A 19,202-nucleotide genomic window follows, 5' to 3' on the forward strand; every position below is an offset into this window, starting at 1 on the left:
TCATAACCGCGCCTTGTCCGCCACGAGAGCGCGCAGCGCTTCGACACACTCAGCCTCAGTGATCGGCATCCGCGTGAACACGACCTGATGTCCGAGCTCGGTGCGCCACGGGCCTCGTGTTTCGGCGTAGGCGTCGGTGGTCTGCTCGGGGAACCGCACATAGGCGAGGGCTCCCAATGGTGGGGTGCCAGTGCTGTGCGCGGTGAGGTACGCGTTGAGTTGGTAGAGGTCCTCGCGATCGACTCCCCGTGGATCAGCCAGCGGCTTGTACTTGGCATCGATGATCGCTACCGGGCGCTCGACTGGTCCCACGACGATGTCCGGGTAGAGGCGGCCGAGACCGGAGTGGGGGTAATGCTGGCTACGTAGTAGAGGATGTCCCGCATCCAGGGCTGTACCGTGCGTGACGTTGGCGGCGCCGAAAGCTCTTCTTGCGCAATGCAGCAAGAACAACTCCCACAGCTCTGCGACGTCGATGAGCAGGCCGTCGGCAGAGTTGCCGGTCGCTCGTGACCGGAGCCCCTGGTGCTTGGCGATCTGGTGGGATAGCTCGGCGACACGCTTGTACGGCATGGCGATCGGGGTGTACCGGACTTGTGAGAGTTCCCGTCTGGCGGGCAACTTTGGTCGGAAACCGACCGCCGCGCGCAGCCTTGGCATGATCTCCTCGACCCGATCTCCCCGCCAGTCGCTGCGGCGCATCAAGCCGTCCAGGGTCCGATCAGCGACGACGATGGTTCTGGCGATCGGGTTAGCGATGTTCTTGGGGCGGTTGACCGAGGCAACTTGGGGACGACCGGACGCGCGCAGACGCAGCGTGTGTGCGACATCGAGTCTTCCTCTCGCCACCTCGGAGACGTGGGTGCGGGGCGCACGCAGACCCGGCAGCCCGTGACGCGCGGCGTTGACGAGCTCAGCTCTCCAGATGGCGGCAAGGAACTCCGCGATAAGGGCTGAGCTACCCACGTGATCGCCACTGTGCGGCGTGATCCTCACGTTGAGGGCGGCCCCCGCCCAGTGCTTGATAGTCTCGATTCCCAGTCGGGGCCTGATCTCGATCGCCAGTCCGTCCCAGTACATTTCGCCGACATAGCGACCAGCCCGCCACGTACCGGTCGAATCGCAGGACACGATCGGCCCGGGATCATCGGCTGCCACGGATCGTCCCAACCGCGTGGTGAGCCCGCCTGGGGCGACTTCTTCCCGTGCGATGTCGGTGAGCCGCCGCGTCTCATCGGGCGTGGGGTCGCGGTCTGGGCTGGCCAGATCTGCGAAGGTCAGTCGGTCCATAAGGACAGGAACACCTTCTCGAGGTGGTCGAGTTCGGCGTCGCGAATGTCGGAGCCGGCCAGGTACTGCTCGATAAGCGGCTTGAGGGACCTTGCCCACAGGTCGGTGAGTGGCGGTTGCGGTCTGCCGGTCTGCCTTTCGCCGTCCAAAGGTAAGTGCCGTTCGGGGGCCTGTTGCGACGCCCCTCGAGCCATCTGCCGATGAAGAACACGACGTCTGCGAAGTAGGTGTGTCCAATCTGGAACTGCCGCCCGAGCTCGGACGAGGCCGCGATCTCGTCATTGAGCGCCTGAGCACTCTTCGCAAGCGCCTCGAGCTGGGACGCGGCGTCGTCGTGCGTGAAGCGTGCCGGGAGTTCCACCAGCCACCGATCGGCGATGATCGCAAGGAGGGTGTCCGCCTCGAAGGGGCACTCGCGCCACAGGAATCGACGGCGCAGCGCGAAGTCGAGGGTCTCGACCGACTGGTCGATCTCGTTCATCGTGCCGATGACGTAGAGATTCTCCGGGATCACCAGGACATCGGGGTCCTGGTCGTGGTCGAAGCCGGGGAGCTTGCGCTCCTTACCGCGCTGTCCTGCCTCCAGCAGAGAGAACGCCTCACCGAGCATCTCCGATAGGTTCGTCCGGTTGATCTCATCGAGTACAAGAACCCCGGGGAGCGGTGGCAGGCCTTCGCCGTGATCCTGCTCCGCGAGCCGGTCGACGAGATTGGGTAGAAAGCCCGGGCGGTAGCGGGTGACGTCGCCCTCTAGGCGCAGCCCCCGGATGAACTGTTCGTAGCCGTACCCGGGGTGCAGTTGCAGCCAGGAGACGTTGTCGCTAACCGCCTTACCCACCGCGGCAAGGTTCTCGAAGTACTGTTTCGGCCCCCAGGCGTCGAGCGCCGCGCGGCGGATCACTGTCTCCGCTAGGCGCTCGGCCTGCCAGGTCTTACTCGTGCCAGGCGGACCATAGAGCACGATCTGCTTCTTCCACTTCAGCGCCTCGAGGTCGCCCACACCCTCGCTATCCACGCCAGCTGTGGCGCTCCATATCTGACGGAGATCGCCGGTGTAGAAGTCGACCTCGTCGGTGCCGAGGAAACCCTCGATCTGTCCGCGTATCGCCAGGAGCCGCTCGTCAACGTCGATCGGGGCGTCGTCGGGCAGGAGGCTCGCGAAGGCACTCGCGATCTCGCGCTTGTGGGTCCCGCTCGAGATCCGCTCGAACTCGTCGGGGCGCAGTAGGTGCAGGAGGATGTGCCGCATCTCCCGGATCGGAAAATCAGTGGAGTCTGCGAAATCGCGCAGTTCCCATGGATTGTCCAGCAACTCCGCTCGACGCTGAGGCGTTTCCCGCTTGAAGCGCAGCACGAAATCGATGAGGTAGCCCACCTGCAGGTCGCGGCGCGTGTTGAATCCAATGCCCGGATGACCGATCCGCTGACCCATGGCCCATATCGGATCGCCAGCGGCGGGTAGCTCGATCCCCGAGCTCTCGAGTGAGTTTTCCAGCACGGTGAGCTTGGTGCGCTCTGACACAGAGCTCGCGAACAACAGGTGGATGAGAATGACCTCCGTGCCGAGTAGGCGGGTTTGCTTGTCGGCTCCGTCCATCTGCTTGATCCACTTCGAAGTGAAACGCCCACCCCCCGCGTCTCCCTCGAGCGGCTTGCCGTTGAACCGGTCGTTGAGTTCCTCGACGACACCGAGAGCCCACGGACGGCAAGCGTCGGGGAAGAGTAACGACCTGTCGTCTAGGAGGCAGGTAACCTTCCACTGCTCGATTGTGGAGTCGATCAGTTCTCGACTGTGGCCGCCGAACCTCGCCATCCTCGCCTCATCCTCTGCGCTCTGTGCCTACCGATCCCCAGTGAAGGACGATACCGAGATAGCTCGCAGCAACTGTGTCACACCAACACGACGCGGTATAAGTTCTACCGCATGACCAGATTCAGACAACGCCAATGGTCGTCGAGCGCGTTGTTGTTCATCGGCGCACAGGTGGCGTTGGCGATCGCCGGGTGCTCAACCACGACCGAGCCTGTCGCCAACTCTTCCGAGTCGAGTAGGGCTGCACACCAGGCTTATCCGTACGCCGCGGCCTCGTCAAGTACCCCGTCGAGCGCAAAGTCTGTCACGCGGTCGCCTTCGCCCACTGCCGCGCCCTCTCCGATCGCGGCCAAGGATCTGCTCCTGACCGAGAGCGAACTGATCAACGGTCAATGGGCGGACGACGACGACACCGAGCCGGAGAACCTGCCGGACGTGGAGTCGACCTCTCGTGAGTGCATCAACCAGTACTCAGTCCTCAACTCCGCACCCGAGCAGACGAGTCGAGCGGCAGCGGCATGGCGCAGGCCCGCCACAAGTGAGCAGGTAATCAGTCGTGCTCTGGTCTACAGCGACGCTGCGGCGGCCGAGCGGACGTTCGACGCGTATCAAGCCCGAGTGGCCGACTGCACCACGTGGACAGTCAACGGCGCATTCCAGATGAATCAGACGCAGTTTCCGGTCGACCTCGGCGATCAAGCCGTCGGGCTTCAGCAGAGCAGTCAGGCACCAGATGGCAGCGTCCCGCCACTTGGCTACGACTACACCGTCACTATCCGACAGGGCAACGTGGTGATCTCGGTGAGCAACTCCACTCGCAGTCTGGATCTCGGGGGCCAAATTGACACCAAGACGCTCGCGGAGCGGTCGGTGGCTAAGGCGCATCGCTGACGAACCTCCACCGGCATTCCGGTCAGATCGCCTTGGCACGCCCAAGCGTGTTGACTCGGGCGAGTTCAACTGGATTGTGTGAATCGAAGCGATTACGAACCCTGTTTTGACGGAGAGTCCGACTTCTCAACCACTCGGTCAGGGTGTACCCGTATGGGTCGAACATTTGATCGAGGATGCTGGTACCCCCGCTCGAAGTGCGGGGTGCCTGTCGGACACCCATGAAAACAGTGAGCCAAGGCAGACGCAGACCGGGCTTCCGAATCCAATCAGAAGCACTCGTGGTGGCCGGACTGCATCTCAGCTTGCGAGTACTCCATACAGCAATCGCCACATATGGTCGTTCGTCTCAAGGTCGTTGCGCAGGAGCACTTGTGGCACGCTGGGCAGCGGAAGCTGGCGCATGCGTCGCACCGGCCCTCGGACCGCGACGGCTGGAAGGCTTCACCGCAGGACTCGTCTACGCACTCATGGTCCGGATACACGATCTTGCCCAACCCGCTGACGGTGGTTGGTCGCAACGCGATGAAGACGTACTGACCGGAGAAGTCCATTGCGGCTTCGATGTACATGCAGTCGAGGAGGCTGCCGGTCTGGTACTCGATACCTTCCGTGAATGCGCCGCGCGCCGGTCGCTCCCATGCCTCGGACGCCAGTCGGCGAAAGCCTTCCTGGCGGAGCCCCTTCGGCGGGGGCAAGTCGTCGTAGGTCGTGTCCGAGGTGATCACTACGCCGTCGATGTCGGCCACCGCGAGCAGCCATCGCGATGATCTACTTCGCAGCATGTCTTTGGCGCGCTGCAGCGTTGCAGAACGGCTGGCGTTGACGCGACCGTAATACCCAGCCATGAAATCCGCGGGGTGCAGGGCGACCTCATGGTGATCATCGTCGGTCAGTGGCATCAGCACCTGGACGGCGACCTGGTTCGACACCGCTTCCTCGACAGCACGCCGCTGCTGCGAAGGCAGGTCCATCAGCACGCACGCCCAGTCCAGGTGCTGCTGCTGAAGGTGGTGGCCCAACTCGTGGAGCACCGTGAAGTTGTTTCGCCGGCCCATCGCGACGTGCAGATGGATCGTCGGCGGCTGCGGACGGTAGTAGCCGCCTCCGCACTGGTCCGCAGGCAACTCGTCCTCGAATACAAGGTCGAGCTGATCGGATTCGGCAAGCGTTCCCAGCGGGTCCGTACGGAGCGTATCGAAGTCGAACTCGGAGCAAGTCTGAACGAGCGCCCTGGCCACTTCTTCTGCGTAGGCGACCGACCCGCACGCCTCCCAATCGATCATCGGCGGCATCAGGCCGGTGCCCGGCCCGTCCGTGCGATCGCGTCGCGCAGCTTGCGGTCGATCGCATCGGCGGTATCGGCGTCATCGCGTGCCGCGAGCGTGTACTCAGAGCGAGCAGCGCCGCGCACCTCGGCTTCGCTCCACCCGGTCGCCTCCATTCTTTCTTTGATGGCTGGCTTGAACCGTGGCGCCGCGAGACGGGTCACTACTCCAGCCAGCGGATCCGGTTGGAGTAGTGTCGTCTCGACGACGCCCAGGTGCTCGGCGAGAGCCGCAAGCTGCTCGTGATCGATCGCCTCAACACCATCCCAGATCGGACGCAGTTGCTGCGGGGACATGCCTAGCAGCTCCATCGTGGATTTCGACGAGCCCCCTGCGGCCAGGACTCTCTCAGAGTCCAGGCGCATCTCATCCTCGCCTCCGGCCATGTGGAAGCAGAGCTCAGACCAGTGCTCGACCAGGGCTCGGTCGGCATCGCGATTGTCCTCGTCCCAAGCGGATCCTGGTGCCGCAGGGAACGCCGGTTCCTCGCCATCCTCCAGGGCGAATGCAAGAGGGCGGATCACATCGCCATCAAGGAGCCGGCCGAGGTTCCGATCGAGGAGATGGAGGCCGATTCCGGTCTCGCGGGACGGCCACAACGTGACCGGAATGCCCAGCGGGGAGTTCTCGATGACGAGGCCAGGGGCGAATGACGCCTCCCCGGGCAGCGTCACTGGCCATGCCAGGGTGAAGTCATCTCGGGCGGCAGCGATGAGCGCGATGCCCAGAACCTCGTTATCCCAGGAGAGAATCCATAGGTCGCCGGGCCTCAGTGAGTCGGCGTTCACGCCGTCGTCCCACACCTTATGCGCAGACTCGGGCACGCCAGCCGGGCGGTCGCCAGCCACAAGATCCTCCTTGGTGGATTCGAGCAAAGAATCGCCAGAGTACAGGTCAGCAGTCGTGAAGACGATTCCTGAAGACCTCTTTGACGTCGGGAAGCTGATCCTTGGGCAATTTCCCAAGGTAGTCGCACACCCCCGGAATGCCAGTCCTCTCCTTGAAGACCGGGTGCACGTATCGAGCTGTCCACCAGCCGTGCTTCTCAAGGCCGAGTTCCGGCATGGGCGCACTGTCGCGAGCGTCGCTGTCCCTCGTCCCGGACGTCACTCGGGGCAGGCCGGTCCACACCGTATCGTCGCGGCGTTCGGCCATGCAGGCGAGTGGTCGAGTTGCCTTGCCAAGCCGACTCGGGTGCAAGACAGCTGCTTTGGTGACCTGGTACAGGTCAGCGAACTTGGCTTCTGTTCCCGGCATGCAGGGATGATACAAGTCGGTGCCGACAAGAAGCTGGCCGCGCTAGCGGTGTGCCGTACGAGCGAACTCATGCCTGATTTGATGTCGTACCTGACCATTAGCTTGATCCCGCCGGCTCTCGCAGGACTGAGGATGAGCCTCAGTCGCTGTCGAGTAGAGGTAGGAGTCAGACATGTTCCACGAATTCAAGAAGCTCTACGGCACGGCGGCTGTGCCCGCCATTCGCTTCGAGGCCGTCCAAGACCTCACCGCGTTGGACTGGCGGAAGGTCGACGATCCCAGCGAGATACCGAGCGAGCCCGGCGTGTACGCCTGGGTCGATACGGAAGGGTTCGTGCGATACCACGGCTCAGGCCGAGGTGCCGCTGGCCTCCACGGTCGACTACGCAACCAGCTGAGCTGGCGACGGAACCAACGGGAGCGGATCGCTGCGGCGGAGACCGACGACGACGTCGACCGGTGGTTCCGGGCTGCGATCGAATCCCCGGCGATTCGTCTAACGGCGGAGACCGACTGCGAATTGTGGGTGGCGGTCGCGATGGACCCACCGTGGGTACTCGGCACAGCCGAAGACGACGATCTTCCCACGACTGCACTGGGTTGGGAGACCTTCATCTCCGAGTTGTCGCACCTGACGACCGGTCGCCGGTCGCTCCTCGGCGGCGGGGCGTGGGAGTCGAAGCCGGGCACACTTGGCGAGAAGATGGAGCGCGTCGCCTGGTCCCGCTTGCAGCAGGTGCTGAAGTACGGCAAGTGAATACGTGGCGTCCGGGTCGAGAGGCCCGGACGCCCATCACACTTCTGTAGCGATCGAATCGCTGAAACGCAGTGTCCGTTCGTAGCTCCCTGAGCGCGACACGCGACCGGACGGGCCTTGCGGACGGAGGCCGACACAGGTTGTGACTTGCGGCGATAAGTGTCGTGGTTCCCGCGTCGATTATCGTCCGATGAGGAGTGCTTCTTGGGCGGCGTCGACGGCCTCGGGGATGAGGCGCGTCTGCTTGTTGATGTCGAGTATGCGATTGAAGAAGCAGATCGTCGAGTTGGAGAAGGCGAACGAGATCCTCCGGTCAGTGAGCATGTTTTTCGCGACCGAGCTCGGCCGCCCCTCGTAGAGATGATCGCGTTCGTCGACAAGATGCGTGGTCGTTTCGGGGTCGAGCTCGTTTGCCGTGTGATGCGGCAGGCCGAGGTGGGGTTCCCCATGTGGGATGCACGCCACCTCTCGGTCAACTGGCCGGATCTCCGCCGCTCAGGTGGGCGAAGTGGCGACGGACGATGGTGGCGGCGCGGTGCGGCGGCATCCGGTCGGGCTCGGAGGCTCGAGCGACTGCGAGACCGTCGAGGACGGCGAGCAGATGCCCGGCTTCCTCGGCCGCGTCGAGCTGTGGGAAGAGGTCGGCGATGAGGCCGCGCAGGTAGTTCTCTGTCAGTGACCATCCGGCAGCAAAGGCATCGGCGACGGCGCCACACTGCGTAGCCTTCGCTGCGAACCACAACCAGACGATCGTGGCGTTAGTGTCCCCGGCCTCTCCATCGGGAGCCTCAATCGCGTTGGCCAGGAGTTGACAGAAGGCGAGGAATGCAGCAGCTGCCCCCTCCTCGGCCAGCACCCGATGGGTCAACTCTTCAGCACGCGACTTGAACTGGGCGGTTACGTGATTGGCGGCGGCGACCAACAGAGCATCCTTGGTGGCGAAATGATACTGAACGGCACCAATAGAGACACCTGCCTCAGCAGCCACTCGCCGCACTGACAGACCGTCAAGACCGTCACGGACCAGCACTTGCACGACAGCGTCCATCACCAGCTCCCGGACGGAGTTGCGGCCACTTCCGGTCATTGCTACGGTATCCATACGTTCGTATGGTACATGAGGGGACGTAGTGAATCGATACCGCGCCGGAGCCGTGGCTTGGATGGCCAGCGCTGTGATATTCCCTGTGCAGCTGCTGGTCGCGCTGCGGTGGCCCCAGGGGTACTCGGTGACGCACAACGCCATCAGCGACCTCGGGGTCGTCGGTTGTGGGCAATTCTCCGAACAGGGCCAGCAGGTGCGCGACGTTTGCTCTCCATGGCATCCACTGTTCAACGCCGGCATGGCCGCATCCGGTGTGCTGATCATGATCGGCGCGATCTTGATGTACGGCTGGTGGGACAGCCGCTCAGGTCGAGCTGGGATGATCTTGATGGCGCTGACCGGGCTCTTGGTCTCGATCGTCGGCCTGGCGCCGTGGGACATATATCCCGGGGCGCACGATAGTGCCGCACTCGGCCAAGCGGTCGCACAGTGGCTGGCAATGGGCATGCTCGCCGCAGCTGCTGGGCCGGGGCGCTTCCGCCAGCTCACAATTGTGGCCTTGGTGGTGTCAATAGTCGGGTTCGCAGCGTTCCTCGCGGCGCTGGAGGGGGCCGAGGTGCCTTGGTTGGGGCTCGGCGGCGCCGAACGGATCTCCTTTGACACGCTTAGCCTCTGGACGGCCCTTGCCGGTGTAGCTCTCATGACAAGCCGCGGAGTTCGCGATAAGGCTTCAACCAGCGCCTGCTGACAGATCGTCGGTCCAAAACAGAAGGGGGCTCACCGTTCCCGCTACGTGTTGGCGATCGTCTTGCGGGACGCCGTCCCGCAGTCATCGCTCCGGAGCCACAACGACGGGGCCGCCATCGAGCGTCGGAAGATCCCCGCCAATGAGCGGACGAAGTCACAGACCTGGCCCAGCGGGTGGCGCGCGGCGTCGTGTTGGGTGTCCCGCTGAACGACCGGCTTACGGACGGGCGGCTGGGCGCGGCGATGAGGTGGTCAAGACCAGCGCTCGGTCCTCACACACGCGACGAGTCCTTTGGCGAGAATGGCAGGAGCCACCTGTTCGATGGGTTGATGATCCGCTTATCCCGCTGGCGCGCGGGAAGTGGCACTGCTCGGATCGGCGGTCGATCGCTAGGGTTGACCTCGACGTCGGGCATGAAGTTGGCGTGCATCGTGATGTCGATACCGGTGAGAGTGCCGTCGAGCCGCTTCTTCGTCAGCTCCAAGACCGTCGTGCGGACGACACTGCCGGAGGCACGGACCGGCCCTGTTATGCAGCTCTGCACGTCGGCTCGTGTGAAGAGCACGACCTGTCCTGATGGACCGGTATAGCGTCGCCTCGCCACTTGCCAGAGGTCGGCGATCGCGTGGTAGATCATCGTGGCGGTGGAGAGGTCCTGGTCCGGTAGTGATCCGGTCATGCTGATGTGGTGCTTGGGACCGTTCTTTGGTGCACCCGGCTCCGCGGGTCCATGCAGGTAAGCGAGCAACCCACCGTCGTGCAGGCGAATCTCGTCGTCGCCGGTCTTGAGCGTCATCGCACCCGTGTCTACCCGGACGGTCGTCAGGCCGTGTTTGGCCGCATTGTAGAGGAACGATTCGCTCAGGAAGCGCGAGGCGCTGTAGCCCAGAAGCAGTTTGATCGCGTCGACTGTGGCGCTGAACTCCTCGTCCGTCGCTCGGAGCGCCGCGTCACGCGGGTCCGTCCCGCCCAGGAACACCAAGGCGATGTCGGACTCGTCGAAACCGTTCTCCCGGCTCTTAGCGACCTTCTCCTTGAACTCGGCGAAGTTGGTCGAGGCCGACATCCCCAGCCAGGGGCAGTCCGGCTTCTCGGCGTGTGCGTAGAACAGGCGGAGGAGCATCTCGGCCGCGTGGTGGAAGATCATGACCGCCTCGGTGGCGATGTAGCGCTCACGCACGTCATTTGCAGGCGGTCCGGTCGGGTCCATACCCAACGAGCCGATCCTGCGAGGCGTCGCCAGCAGCGGAGCGATCTGCTCGGTCGGTAGCGCCATGAGCGAGAGGGCCTCGATTCGCAGCCGCAGGAACTCGGCGGGGTCGGCGGTGTAGAAAGTGGCGTTGAGCTCAGGGAACAGCTCCGGTGCCAGCGGCAGGGGGTTGTCCGCGTCGGTTGACGGCTTCGGTTTTGCCTTTCGGCCCTTGGAGCTACGAGACATGTATCAATCATGCTTGCGAGCCGGCGCAGGGGAGTACGCGAGGTGCAGTCGTCTGCGGGACAGTTCACCGACCGGCTTGCGGACGATGTTTCACCGGCTCCGAGTCGACAGTTGGTTGTCGGTGCCCGCGGCTATTGTCCAGGCCACCATCGCCTACACACCGGAGGCCTCATGTTCGACGCCCACGTCCTCAAGGTCCTTATCGCCTCCCCCGGCGACACCGCGCCCGAGCGCGACGCGATCGAGCGTGCGCTCCACGGCTGGAACAGCTCTCGCGCCGAGCGCGAGCAGATCATGCTCGCCCCCTGGCGCTGGGAGAACAACGCTGTTCCCGAACTCGGCGGGAGCGCGCAGAGCATCATCAACAGTCAGGCCGTCGATTCATGTGACGTCGTCCTCGCGGTCTTCGACGCGCGGTTGGGGACTGCGACCGAGGCCGCGGTGTCGGGAACAGCCGAAGAGATCCAGCGCGCCCACGCGTCGAACAAGCCGGTCCACGTCTGGTTCTCAACCGAACCCCTTCCGCGTGACATTGCGCCCGAAGAGCTTGAGCGCCTTAATGACTTCAAGGCGCAGATGCGATCTGCCGGTCTCCTGGGAGAGTACGGCAGCCCGGACGACCTGCAGCACGAGGTGCGCAAGGCGATCGAGTACGACCTGACCAAGCTCGATCTGGGTCGTGTGACCGTGCGGTCGGGCACCAGCGCCCAAGCGCGAAAGGTCGTGACATCGGTTCTCCCCGTGGCCATTTTCGGAGAAGGTATGTGGCGCGTGTCGCTGGCGAACAACAGCGGTGCGCCCATCACCGGCATTGAGGTCGACGTCCGCGCGACGGTATCGGGCGACGCGGTCGAGGTTGTGCCGGCGAAGTCCCGCATCGACCTCGGCAGCGTGGCCGGGAATTTGATCGGCGAGGTCTTCGGGGGCGCTTTCGGGACAGGAGCTTTCGGCCCCGCACTCAGGGGGTTCGGTGGGATGGGCGGTAGCGCAATTTCTCCCATGGCGAAGCAGCGCTTGCAGGGTCAGTTCAATGACTTCATGGCCGACGGATTCGAGACCGCACTCGCCGCGCAAGGAGGCACTGTCATCGTCTATGCCTCGGACCCGCAGGCCGAGCTGTCTGTGACGGTGACCTTCGATGACGAGAACAGCGTCAGGTGGACTCGGGTCGACAACAGCGAGCCCGTTCAGGTGCATGCGTAGCGGGCAGCTCTACCCAGCTGTCAGTGCTGGTGTTCCGTGTGGCTAGGTGTAGGAGGCCATGACGTTGTTGACTTGTGAAGGTGTCGCGGAGGCTGGCGGCTGTCCGCCGTGCGCACTGTGGGGCCGGTGGTAGTTGTAATGGAGGTTCCAGACCTCGAGCGCAGTAGCCCTCTCTTGCTCTGAGCGCCAAGTTCGGGCGTAGAGAAACTCCTCGGCGAGGATCCGGTTGTAGCGCTCGATTTTCCCGTTGTGCCGCGGCGTGTACGGGGTGATCCGTTGGTGCCGGCTCGCGCGCATCGCATCGGCGAACGCGGCGGCGCGGTAGCAGGAGCCGTTGTCTGTCACGATCCGTTCGAGTCGTGTGATGCCGTGGGTTGCGAACCATGCTCGCGCGCGATCGAGGAATGCGACGGCGGTCACCGCCTTCTCGTCAGGCAGTGCCTCTGTGTAGGCAAGTCTCGAATACCCGTCGATCGCAGAGTGCAGGTAGACGTAGCCGGTCTTTGCGCCGCGTGTTTTTGTCCTCGCGACGGCCCTGGCTTCTGGGCTGTTCTTCCCGTGCACGCGCCAGCCGCCGCCGTCGGGGATGCGACCGGTCTTCTTGACATCGATGTGCACCATGTGGCCGGGGCGTTTGGCGATGATCTTCCTCGGTTCGCGGTTCGTGTCGCCGTTCGGGTCGATGAACTTCCGCCGGTTCAAGCCGAGCTGTGCGAGTAGCCGGGTGATCGTTCGGCGACTTACTGGGGTGCCGTCTTGGTGAAGCTCGAACGCGATCCGGGAGGCAGACCATTTGTGTTGGCGGCGCATTGCCTCGATCTGCTTCACCAGTCGGCCTGGTGGCGCTGGGCTGGCGCGCTGGAGCGGAGGAATGATCGATCAGCCCGAGCTTGCCATGTTGCTTGTAGCGGTTCACCCACTTGGACGCTGTCGCGCGGGAGATCCCCATCTCGGCGGCCACGTGTGCGATCGGGCGGGTGCGAGATCGCTGGATCAGCCGATTTCTCCCTTCGACGGTGAGGGGCGCGTTCGCATGCACCTTCATGGCCGCTCAGTTCACGCCCATGAACATGTATACGGTTGTCACTTGGCCGTCGGCGTTGCGGAACACGACGTCGACGCCGCGGCCGACGACGTCGCCAGAGGGGGCTGTCATCGACCAACGCAGCAGAAGCGCGTCATCGGCGGGGAGCTGCTGGTCGTAGCTGAACGTGAGTCCCTTGGACATGATCATGTCTTCGTGAACGCGTGCGATGTGCGCCGCAATCTCTGCCGTCCCGCGGAGGGTGATTCCGAGGGATGAGATCACGAGCTTGCCCTCGGGAGCCCACAGCTGCTCGATGATGTGGCGTCGCTGGTCGGGATTGGGCTCGGTCCAGGTCGACAAGTAGTGCTGCTGGAAGTCGATGGGGGCGTTGGTGTTCATGGGTTCTCCTCAGTGGATCGGTGAGTGAAGGGCTTTTAGATGGTCTTGACGGTGCCGCCGTCGATGACGAGGTCAGCGCCGAGGATGCTCGCGGTCGCGGGCGAGGTGAGCAGGGTGATGAGAGCTGCGACTTCGTCCGGTTCCACCAGTCGGCCACCAGTGACGCCAAAGGTCGCCGGAAGCGCGGCGAGGAAGTCGGCATGCGTTGCTCCGAACGTCTCGGCGACCTTCCCGCCGAATCCGTCCGGGTCTCGCCAGAGGCCGGTGCCGACCGGGCCGGGCGAGACGGTGTTCACGCGCACGCCCTGCGGGCCGAACTCCTCCGCCAGCCGCTTCCCGAAAGCTGTGAGAGCGGCCTTCGCCTCGCTGTAGCCGACCGGGCCGGTCGCCGGGACCCGAGCGTTGATCGACGACACGTTGACGATCGCGCCACGCCGCTCGATCAGCGACGGAAGCGCCGCACGAGATGCCCATACCGCGCTGAACAGGTTCAGATCGAGCAGATTTCGCCACTGCGTGTCGTCGGCGTCTAGAAACCCGCCGAGCTTCAGCTGGTCGGCATCGCCGGCACCCACGTTGTTTACCAGGATGTCCAGGCTATCCATTTCCACGAGCACTTCATCGACAACCCGTCGGGCACCCTCCGGCTTCGAGAGGTCCGCCGCAATGCAAAGCGAAGCTACCGCTTCGAGTTCGGGCGTGATCGTGCGCGCTGCACCGACCACGCGCACACCTTCAGCTGCGAGGGCCCGAACCGTAGCGAGCCCGATTCCCCGACTTGCTCCCGTCACGAGAGCCGTCTTGCCATTGAGCGAGAGTTCCATCCTCATAACCTTTCTTGAACTACTGGTCTAAAATATGGACATGAAGAAGCCCGGCTCGATCTTCCGGGGCGAAGCTCTAGAGCACCGCCAGCGCAGTGTCGATGATCCGATGCAGCGCCGGGGCCTCGTGAGTCATCGCCAGCACGCGTAGACCTGCGAGCGTGTTCGCCACATGCTCGGCCAGCGCCTGAGCATCGCGGTCGCGAGGCACATCCCCATCGACCTGGCCCCGCCGAATGCGCCCGGCAAACCAGCCCGTGGACTCGTCCTGCATTCGTCGCAGCTTCTGGGACATCTCTGCATCCTCGCCCGCGAGCTCGACCGCGGTGTTACCGATCAGGCACCCGCGACGCTGCGGCTGTGCAAGATCTCCATCGACCACAGCCTTCAAAGCAGCCGAAATACACTCGCGCGCGGTACCAGGCTGCGCCATCCAATACTCGGCCGTCTCGATCACCTGTCGGTGATAGAGGTCCAGGCATTGGTCGAAGAGCGCGCGCTTGTTGGAGAAGGCGTTGTACAGGCTTCCCTTCGCGATCCCCGTAGCCTCGGCCAGCCTGGCTGGCGACGTGCCGGCGTACCCATGGGTCCAGAACTCCTCCATTGCACGCGACAACACCATGTCGTCGTCGAAGCTCCTCGGGCGTCCCATACCGCGAGACTACCCATTAATAGTCCCACAGGTCAAAAATCGTGTCAGCAACGTCATGGCCAGCAACAGCTAGGTGCGCGAATGTCAGCGTCACTTGTTCACGAATTTGAGCGTCACTGAGGGCGGGATCGGGCTCGGAATGTTCACGAATTTGAGCGTCACTCGGCAGGCGCTGCGGTTCCGTCGGTGAGTCGGTTGCGGGTGTGGGCGAGGCGGTAGGAGTCGGTGCCGGTTTCGATGATGTTCCCGCCGAAGGTCAGCCGGTCGACGATCGCGGCGCAGAGGCGGGGATCGGTGAATGTTTTGGTCCAGGCGCCGAAGCTGTCGTTGGAGGCGATCGCGACGCTGTTTTCCTCGCGTTCGGTGAGGACCTGGAAGAGTAGCTCGGCACCGCGGCGGTCGAGTTCCATGTACCCGAGTTCGTCGATCAACAGCAGGTTGACGCGGCCGTAGCGGTTGATGGTCTTGGTGAGTTGCTTGTCGTCGGCGGCTTCGACCAGCTCGTTGACGAGTTTGGTGGCGAGGGTGTAGCGGACGCGATAGCCGGCCATCGCGGCCTCGGTGCCCAGGGCGATGAGTAGATGGCTCTTGCCGGTGCCGGAGTCGCCGATCAGGCACAGCGGTAGGCCTTTGCGGACCCAGTCGCATTTGGCGAGGGTGTGGATGGTCGCTGGGTCGATGTTCGGGTTGGCGTCGAAGTCGAACATCCGCAGCGACTTCTCCCGCGGGAAGCCCGCGGCCTTGATCCGTCGTTCGGAGCGTCGTCGGGCCCGGTCATCGCACTCGGAGATCAGTAACTCAGCGAGAAACGCGCGATAGGACATCTGATCCCGTGCTGCGTCGTCGGCGACGTCGGTGAAGTGTGAGCGGATCGTCGGCAGCCGCAGCATGCGGCAGGCGGAGTCGATGGCGGCGTCAGCGGCTTGTTCGGTCAGTCCGGAACGGCGGGCAGTAGTCACAGCGGAATCTCCCAGGTGATGTGAGGTCTCGGTCGGGGTGGCGACCTATTCGGCAGGCCGGTGGCGCAGGAGCTGGTCGTAGGCGGCGACGGAAGGAAGCGGACGAGTATCCGGAGGCAGCGAGGCGAGGCGGTGCGCGGTCAGCGAGATGACACCCTGCTGCTCTGCGGGGGTGTCGAGATCAACGGCCGCCTCGGCGGTGTTGGGGTCGGTGTCTGCTTTGCGGGCCTCCAGGGCAACGGCGTCGGCGGTGAGCGCCCCTGCGGAGAGCGCTGCGGCGAGGCCGGCGACGACCTGTTCGTGCCGCATGTGCCGGTGCAGAAGGAGTACCTCGATGAGGGCTCGGGTGCCGGTCTGGTCCCCGTGGGCTTTGCGGGCGGCGGCCCACCAGGCGTCGTGGATCGGGGTGAATTTCCCGGCGGCGCGGGCCTGCTCCAACGCCGTCGCACCCGGTAGGGCGCCGGGTTTGCGGAGCAGTCCTTCGAGGTAGTGGTCGAGCTCGAGGCGGGTGCCGCCCTTGGCCAGCAGCCGCTCGTGACGGGCCATGATGTTGGTGCGGCCGTCGAAGACCTCCAGGTGCGAGGCGTGCAAGAGGACCCGCACCTGGCGGCCGATGAGCCGGACGGGGACGGAGTAGCGGTTGGTGCGGACGGTGACCTGGGCGTAGCGATCTACCCGTGAGGTGAACCAGGTCCCGGTCTCACACTCGCTGTCCGGCAGCGCGGCGAGCAGTGGCTGTTCGGTGGCGAACATCTGCCCGACCGTCTGTATCCGGTCCCCGATCCGCCGGGCATCGTCGGCCTGGTCATAGGCGTCGATCAACTGGTTGAGCTCGTCGATCGAGTCGACCTCCGGAACGGGGACGAGGTGGTTGCGGCGGAACCAGCCGATGTCGCCCTCCACACTGCCCTTCTCGTGAGCGCCGGTCACGCCGGGCTGGCAGTAAAACGGCTCGACCCCAAAGTGCGACCGCACGCCAGTCCACCGCTGCGACTCGGTGCGGGCCCGGGAGAACCCGATCACCGCCGCGACCGCGGCTTTGAGGTTGTCGTAGCGGATATGCCTCGTCGGGACCCCGCCGAGCACGTTGAAGGCGTGAGCGTGGCCCTCGAAGAACGCCTCCTGGCCGGCGGAGATGGAGACCCGGTGGACCGCCTTCCCTGAATACGACAGGCGCAGCGAGAACAGGTAGCAGATCACCAGCTCTCCGCGGAGCTTGATGCTGATCTCGCCGAAGTCGACCTCCGCTTCCTCGCCGGGGCGGTGCACCTGCGGAATGAACACCGCCGCTGGTGCCCGTCCGGCTTCGACGGCGATCTGTGGCTTGCGCTCGGCGACGTAGGCGCGCACCCGCGCGTAGGAGACATCCGTCATGCCGTGCTCGTCCATCAGGCGGGTGTGGATCCGGCGGACGGTATGCCGCTGCTTACGGGGCGCGTCGAGATCGGCGAGCAGGATCGCGTCGATCGCCGTGGCGTACTGGTCAACTTTCGACTGTCGGCGCGGATACCGCTTACGCTCGGTCGGCCACGCCGACCCGGCGGCTTCGTCGACGGTGTGCCAGCTGACCTGGTACTTCGTCTGGATCATCCGACGCGAGACTCCGTCGCGTAGGTCACGGCGGATCGCCGCGAACAGCTCCACCTCCGACATCGACGATCCGGATCCAGGCATCAGCAGGCTCCCAGCTGCTCACGTTTTTCAACCCCAGGACACCAGCATCATCCCACCACCTAGGCAGTGACGCTCAAAATCGCGGACACCATCTTTGCCGAGCGTCACGCCAAGTTGCTCGTGGACGCACCGCAACCTTAGGCCCAATCTCCCAATCGCAGAAGCACACTCGAAGCGGATGGGTATCCAGGTGCAGGGTTCAGCGGTCCCGAATTTCCTCGGACAGTTCAATGATGACGGCGCGAAGGCGAGCGAGTTCCTCGACGCCGGCCGTAGTGGCTGTGTAGACGCGTCGCACCCGCCCGTCGACGACATGCTCCGCTGAGCTGAGCAGTCCGCCTTCTTCGAGGCGTTGCAGAAGCGGATAGAGGGTTCCGGGTGAGATGCGGTAGCCGTGGTGCGCAAGTTCCTCGGCCATCCACGCGCCGTAGACACCGCCGTCTTCGGCGGCGTGATGCAGGACGTGGACCGGCACGGCGCCTCGCATAAGGTCGCGCACCAGGTCCATGTCGGGCACCCTACCGAACCTCGTCTCGCCTGCCCGTGAGCTGCTGACGGATCACGTAGACAACGGCACCGAGCCCTGCCACCACCGCTCCGGCCGCGACGGACTGCCAGGGCAGGGTGAACGCGAGGAGCACGCATCCGCCGGCGCCGACGATCGGTATCAGTCGCGCGGGCCGGCCCTCGTCGGGGCTGAGCGTCCACGCTGATGCGTTGGCGATGGCGTAGTAGAGCAGGACGCCGAACGAGGAGAAGCCGATCGCCCCGCGCACGTCGACCGCGAGCACCAGCGCAGCGACGACGACTCCGACGGCGATCTCGGCGTGGTGCGGCACCTGGAACCGCGGATGCACCGCCGCCAGCGGAGCGGGCAGGTGTCCGTCGCGGGCCATCGCGAGGGTGGTGCGCGAGACGCCGAGGATCAGCGACAGCAGCGACCCGAGCGCCGCAACAGCACCTCCGATCGCAACAGCTACCACCAGCCCGGGCACTCCGGTCGCCCGGGCGACATCGGTGAGGGGCGCGATCGATGTGGCCATCGCGGCCGGACCGAGAACCGCGAGCGCCGTCGTAGCGACCGCCGCGTAGACCAGCAACGCCAGGCCCAGCGCCGTCGGGATCGCCAGCGGGATCGTGCGCTGCGGATCGCGGACCTCTTCGCCGAGCGTCGCGATTCGCGCATACCCGGCGAAGGCGAAGAACAACAACCCCGCAGCCTGCAGCACCCCGTACACGGTCGCATCTGAACCGATCGCCAACTTGCCAGCGTCGAGGGCGCCGACCCCGATCGCGGAGATCACCACCGCAGTGAGTACAGCGAGCACCACAGCGACGATCCCCCTCGTTAGGATCGCCGATTTCTGCACCCCGCGGCAGTTCACCACGGTCAACGCGACGACGGCGGCCACCGCGACCGCGCGGGCGTGCTCCGGCCACGCGTACGCGCCGACGGTCAGCGCCATCGCCGCACACGAGGCCGTCTTGCCGACTACGAAGCTCCATCCGGCCAGGTAGCCCCAGAACGGTCCGAGGCGCTCACGCCCGTAGACGTAGGTTCCGCCGGACTGGGGGTATCGCGCCGCCAATCGCGCTGAGGCGACCGCGTTGCAGTACGCCACCACCGCCGCGACCAGCAGGCCGATCAGGAGGCCAGATCCTGCGGCGGCCGCCGCGGGGCCGAGAGCGGCGAAGATCCCCGCGCCGATCATCGACCCGAGACCGATCACCACCGCATCAAACACACCGAGTCGACGCGCCAACCCGTCGTTCACTGCCCCAGTAGCCATCACTCCGCCTCCGCTCGACCGCCGTGCATCCGTGAGAACGGTAGTCGATATCTGAATCCGATATCGACTGCAGGAGATGAATTGCCTGGGCGTTCACCACAGATTCA

The 19,202-nt window shown here is 64.6% G+C and carries 19 protein-coding genes and 1 pseudogene; 4 read left to right on the forward strand and 16 right to left on the reverse strand.

Annotation, left to right across the window (positions count from 1 at the left end; translation table 11 throughout):
• Together A5766_RS00165 and A5766_RS00170 are read right to left on the reverse strand one after the other, a co-directional pair.
• The gene (locus A5766_RS00165; protein ID WP_064902959.1) at window positions 1–1,290 is read right to left on the reverse strand and encodes a 5-methylcytosine restriction system specificity protein McrC; all 1,290 of its coding nucleotides are present in this window, start codon (window positions 1,288–1,290) and stop codon (window positions 1–3) included.
• On the reverse strand, window positions 1,232–3,103 hold the full coding sequence (locus tag A5766_RS00170) for an McrB family protein (RefSeq protein WP_197501248.1): 1,872 nt from the start codon (window positions 3,101–3,103) through the stop codon (window positions 1,232–1,234). The genes A5766_RS00165 and A5766_RS00170 overlap by 59 nt, the downstream gene beginning before the upstream one ends.
• Before the next feature lie 111 nt (window positions 3,104–3,214).
• On the opposite strand from A5766_RS00170, the gene A5766_RS00175 reads away from it, so the two are divergent.
• The gene (locus A5766_RS00175; protein ID WP_064902961.1) at window positions 3,215–3,994 is read left to right on the forward strand and encodes a sensor domain-containing protein; all 780 of its coding nucleotides are present in this window, start codon (window positions 3,215–3,217) and stop codon (window positions 3,992–3,994) included.
• Window positions 3,995–4,263: 269 nt separating this feature from the next.
• On the opposite strand, the gene A5766_RS00180 is transcribed toward A5766_RS00175, so the two are convergent.
• Genes A5766_RS00180 through A5766_RS00190 form a run of 3 tightly spaced genes read right to left on the reverse strand, consistent with a single transcriptional unit; the run spans window position 4,264 to window position 6,579 of the window.
• Entirely contained in the window at window positions 4,264–5,289 is a 1,026-nt protein-coding gene (locus A5766_RS00180; protein ID WP_064902963.1) for an ImmA/IrrE family metallo-endopeptidase, read from the reverse strand.
• Window positions 5,289–6,197 carry a hypothetical protein gene (locus tag A5766_RS00185; protein ID WP_064902966.1) on the reverse strand — a complete coding sequence of 303 codons (909 nt, stop codon included), beginning with the start codon at window positions 6,195–6,197 and terminating at the stop codon, window positions 5,289–5,291. The genes A5766_RS00180 and A5766_RS00185 overlap by 1 nt, the downstream gene beginning before the upstream one ends.
• 19 nt (window positions 6,198–6,216) lie before the next feature.
• Window positions 6,217–6,579 (reverse strand): hypothetical protein, encoded by a 363-nt coding sequence (locus A5766_RS00190; RefSeq protein WP_156527319.1) that lies wholly within the window; start codon window positions 6,577–6,579, stop codon window positions 6,217–6,219.
• Window positions 6,580–6,751: 172 nt separating this feature from the next.
• On the opposite strand from A5766_RS00190, the gene A5766_RS00195 reads away from it, so the two are divergent.
• A complete protein-coding gene (locus tag A5766_RS00195) occupies window positions 6,752–7,336 on the forward strand; it encodes a hypothetical protein (protein ID WP_064902970.1) in 585 nt (194 codons plus the stop codon).
• 180 nt (window positions 7,337–7,516) lie between these two features.
• On the opposite strand, the gene A5766_RS24570 is transcribed toward A5766_RS00195, so the two are convergent.
• The gene (locus A5766_RS24570; protein WP_064902972.1) at window positions 7,517–7,801 is read right to left on the reverse strand and encodes a hypothetical protein; all 285 of its coding nucleotides are present in this window, start codon (window positions 7,799–7,801) and stop codon (window positions 7,517–7,519) included.
• 7 nt (window positions 7,802–7,808) lie between these two features.
• On the reverse strand, window positions 7,809–8,438 hold the full coding sequence (locus tag A5766_RS00205; RefSeq protein WP_051997857.1) for a TetR/AcrR family transcriptional regulator: 630 nt from the start codon (window positions 8,436–8,438) through the stop codon (window positions 7,809–7,811).
• A gap of 61 nt (window positions 8,439–8,499) precedes the next feature.
• Here A5766_RS00205 and A5766_RS00210 point away from each other — a divergent pair, with 61 nt between their 5' ends.
• Entirely contained in the window at window positions 8,500–9,129 is a 630-nt protein-coding gene (locus A5766_RS00210; protein WP_138985162.1) for a DUF998 domain-containing protein, read from the forward strand.
• Between the two features lie 271 nt (window positions 9,130–9,400).
• Here the strand turns inward: A5766_RS00210 and A5766_RS00215 are convergent, their stop codons facing one another.
• Window positions 9,401–10,567: a hypothetical protein gene (locus A5766_RS00215; protein ID WP_064902974.1), complete on the reverse strand. Its 1,167-nt coding sequence runs from the start codon at window positions 10,565–10,567 to the stop codon at window positions 9,401–9,403.
• A 171-nt stretch (window positions 10,568–10,738) separates the two neighbouring features.
• On the opposite strand from A5766_RS00215, the gene A5766_RS00220 reads away from it, so the two are divergent.
• Window positions 10,739–11,770, forward strand: coding sequence for a hypothetical protein (locus A5766_RS00220; RefSeq protein WP_064902976.1), 1,032 nt, complete (start codon window positions 10,739–10,741; stop codon window positions 11,768–11,770).
• A gap of 42 nt (window positions 11,771–11,812) precedes the next feature.
• Here the strand turns inward: A5766_RS00220 and A5766_RS00225 are convergent.
• The 8 genes and pseudogenes from A5766_RS00225 to A5766_RS00260 all read right to left on the reverse strand — a co-directional run bounded on the left by A5766_RS00225 (window position 11,813) and on the right by A5766_RS00260 (window position 19,095).
• Window positions 11,813–12,815: pseudogene (locus tag A5766_RS00225) on the reverse strand (IS481 family transposase).
• Window positions 12,816–12,821: 6 nt separating this feature from the next.
• On the reverse strand, window positions 12,822–13,196 hold the full coding sequence (locus tag A5766_RS00230; protein WP_064902978.1) for a nuclear transport factor 2 family protein: 375 nt from the start codon (window positions 13,194–13,196) through the stop codon (window positions 12,822–12,824).
• A gap of 35 nt (window positions 13,197–13,231) precedes the next feature.
• Window positions 13,232–14,026, reverse strand: a complete 795-nt coding sequence (locus A5766_RS00235) for an SDR family oxidoreductase (RefSeq protein ID WP_331710674.1) — start codon at window positions 14,024–14,026, stop codon at window positions 13,232–13,234.
• 70 nt (window positions 14,027–14,096) lie between these two features.
• Window positions 14,097–14,624: a TetR/AcrR family transcriptional regulator gene (locus tag A5766_RS00240; RefSeq protein WP_231894494.1), complete on the reverse strand. Its 528-nt coding sequence runs from the start codon at window positions 14,622–14,624 to the stop codon at window positions 14,097–14,099.
• Window positions 14,625–14,830: 206 nt separating this feature from the next.
• Window positions 14,831–15,631 (reverse strand): IS21-like element helper ATPase IstB, encoded by an 801-nt coding sequence (istB, locus tag A5766_RS00245; RefSeq protein WP_064902984.1) that lies wholly within the window; start codon window positions 15,629–15,631, stop codon window positions 14,831–14,833.
• Window positions 15,632–15,676: 45 nt separating this feature from the next.
• Complete coding sequence (istA, locus tag A5766_RS00250; RefSeq protein ID WP_064902986.1) at window positions 15,677–17,305, reverse strand: IS21 family transposase; 1,629 nt, start codon at window positions 17,303–17,305, stop codon at window positions 15,677–15,679.
• A gap of 199 nt (window positions 17,306–17,504) precedes the next feature.
• Window positions 17,505–17,804: a PadR family transcriptional regulator gene (locus A5766_RS00255; RefSeq protein ID WP_039993498.1), complete on the reverse strand. Its 300-nt coding sequence runs from the start codon at window positions 17,802–17,804 to the stop codon at window positions 17,505–17,507.
• Between the two features lie 19 nt (window positions 17,805–17,823).
• The gene (locus A5766_RS00260) at window positions 17,824–19,095 is read right to left on the reverse strand and encodes an APC family permease (RefSeq protein WP_007237546.1); all 1,272 of its coding nucleotides are present in this window, start codon (window positions 19,093–19,095) and stop codon (window positions 17,824–17,826) included.
• Window positions 19,096–19,202: the final 107 nt, after the last annotated feature.

Origin of the sequence: Gordonia sp. 852002-51296_SCH5728562-b, from assembly GCF_001665475.1 — a bacterium.
Taxonomy (GTDB): Bacteria; Actinomycetota; Actinomycetes; order Mycobacteriales; family Mycobacteriaceae; genus Gordonia; species Gordonia sputi.

Excerpts from the sequence above, each read along its gene's own strand:
- A5766_RS00165 (WP_064902959.1), bottom strand. The coding sequence starts at position 1,290 with ATGGACCGACTGACCTTCGCAGATCTGGCCAGCCCAGACCGCGACCCC.
- A5766_RS00170 (WP_197501248.1), bottom strand. The coding sequence starts at position 3,103 with ATGGCGAGGTTCGGCGGCCACAGTCGAGAACTGATCGACTCCACAATC.
- A5766_RS00175 (WP_064902961.1), top strand. The coding sequence starts at position 3,215 with ATGACCAGATTCAGACAACGCCAATGGTCGTCGAGCGCGTTGTTGTTC.
- A5766_RS00180 (WP_064902963.1), bottom strand. The coding sequence starts at position 5,289 with ATGCCGCCGATGATCGATTGGGAGGCGTGCGGGTCGGTCGCCTACGCA.
- A5766_RS00190 (WP_156527319.1), bottom strand. The coding sequence starts at position 6,579 with ATGCCGGGAACAGAAGCCAAGTTCGCTGACCTGTACCAGGTCACCAAA.
- A5766_RS00195 (WP_064902970.1), top strand. The coding sequence starts at position 6,752 with ATGTTCCACGAATTCAAGAAGCTCTACGGCACGGCGGCTGTGCCCGCC.
- A5766_RS00205 (WP_051997857.1), bottom strand. The coding sequence starts at position 8,438 with ATGGATACCGTAGCAATGACCGGAAGTGGCCGCAACTCCGTCCGGGAG.
- A5766_RS00210 (WP_138985162.1), top strand. The coding sequence starts at position 8,500 with ATGGCCAGCGCTGTGATATTCCCTGTGCAGCTGCTGGTCGCGCTGCGG.
- A5766_RS00215 (WP_064902974.1), bottom strand. The coding sequence starts at position 10,567 with ATGTCTCGTAGCTCCAAGGGCCGAAAGGCAAAACCGAAGCCGTCAACC.
- A5766_RS00220 (WP_064902976.1), top strand. The coding sequence starts at position 10,739 with ATGTTCGACGCCCACGTCCTCAAGGTCCTTATCGCCTCCCCCGGCGAC.
- A5766_RS00230 (WP_064902978.1), bottom strand. The coding sequence starts at position 13,196 with ATGAACACCAACGCCCCCATCGACTTCCAGCAGCACTACTTGTCGACC.
- A5766_RS00235 (WP_331710674.1), bottom strand. The coding sequence starts at position 14,026 with ATGAGGATGGAACTCTCGCTCAATGGCAAGACGGCTCTCGTGACGGGA.
- A5766_RS00240 (WP_231894494.1), bottom strand. The coding sequence starts at position 14,624 with ATGGAGGAGTTCTGGACCCATGGGTACGCCGGCACGTCGCCAGCCAGG.
- istA (WP_064902986.1), bottom strand. The coding sequence starts at position 17,305 with ATGCCTGGATCCGGATCGTCGATGTCGGAGGTGGAGCTGTTCGCGGCG.
- A5766_RS00260 (WP_007237546.1), bottom strand. The coding sequence starts at position 19,095 with ATGGCTACTGGGGCAGTGAACGACGGGTTGGCGCGTCGACTCGGTGTG.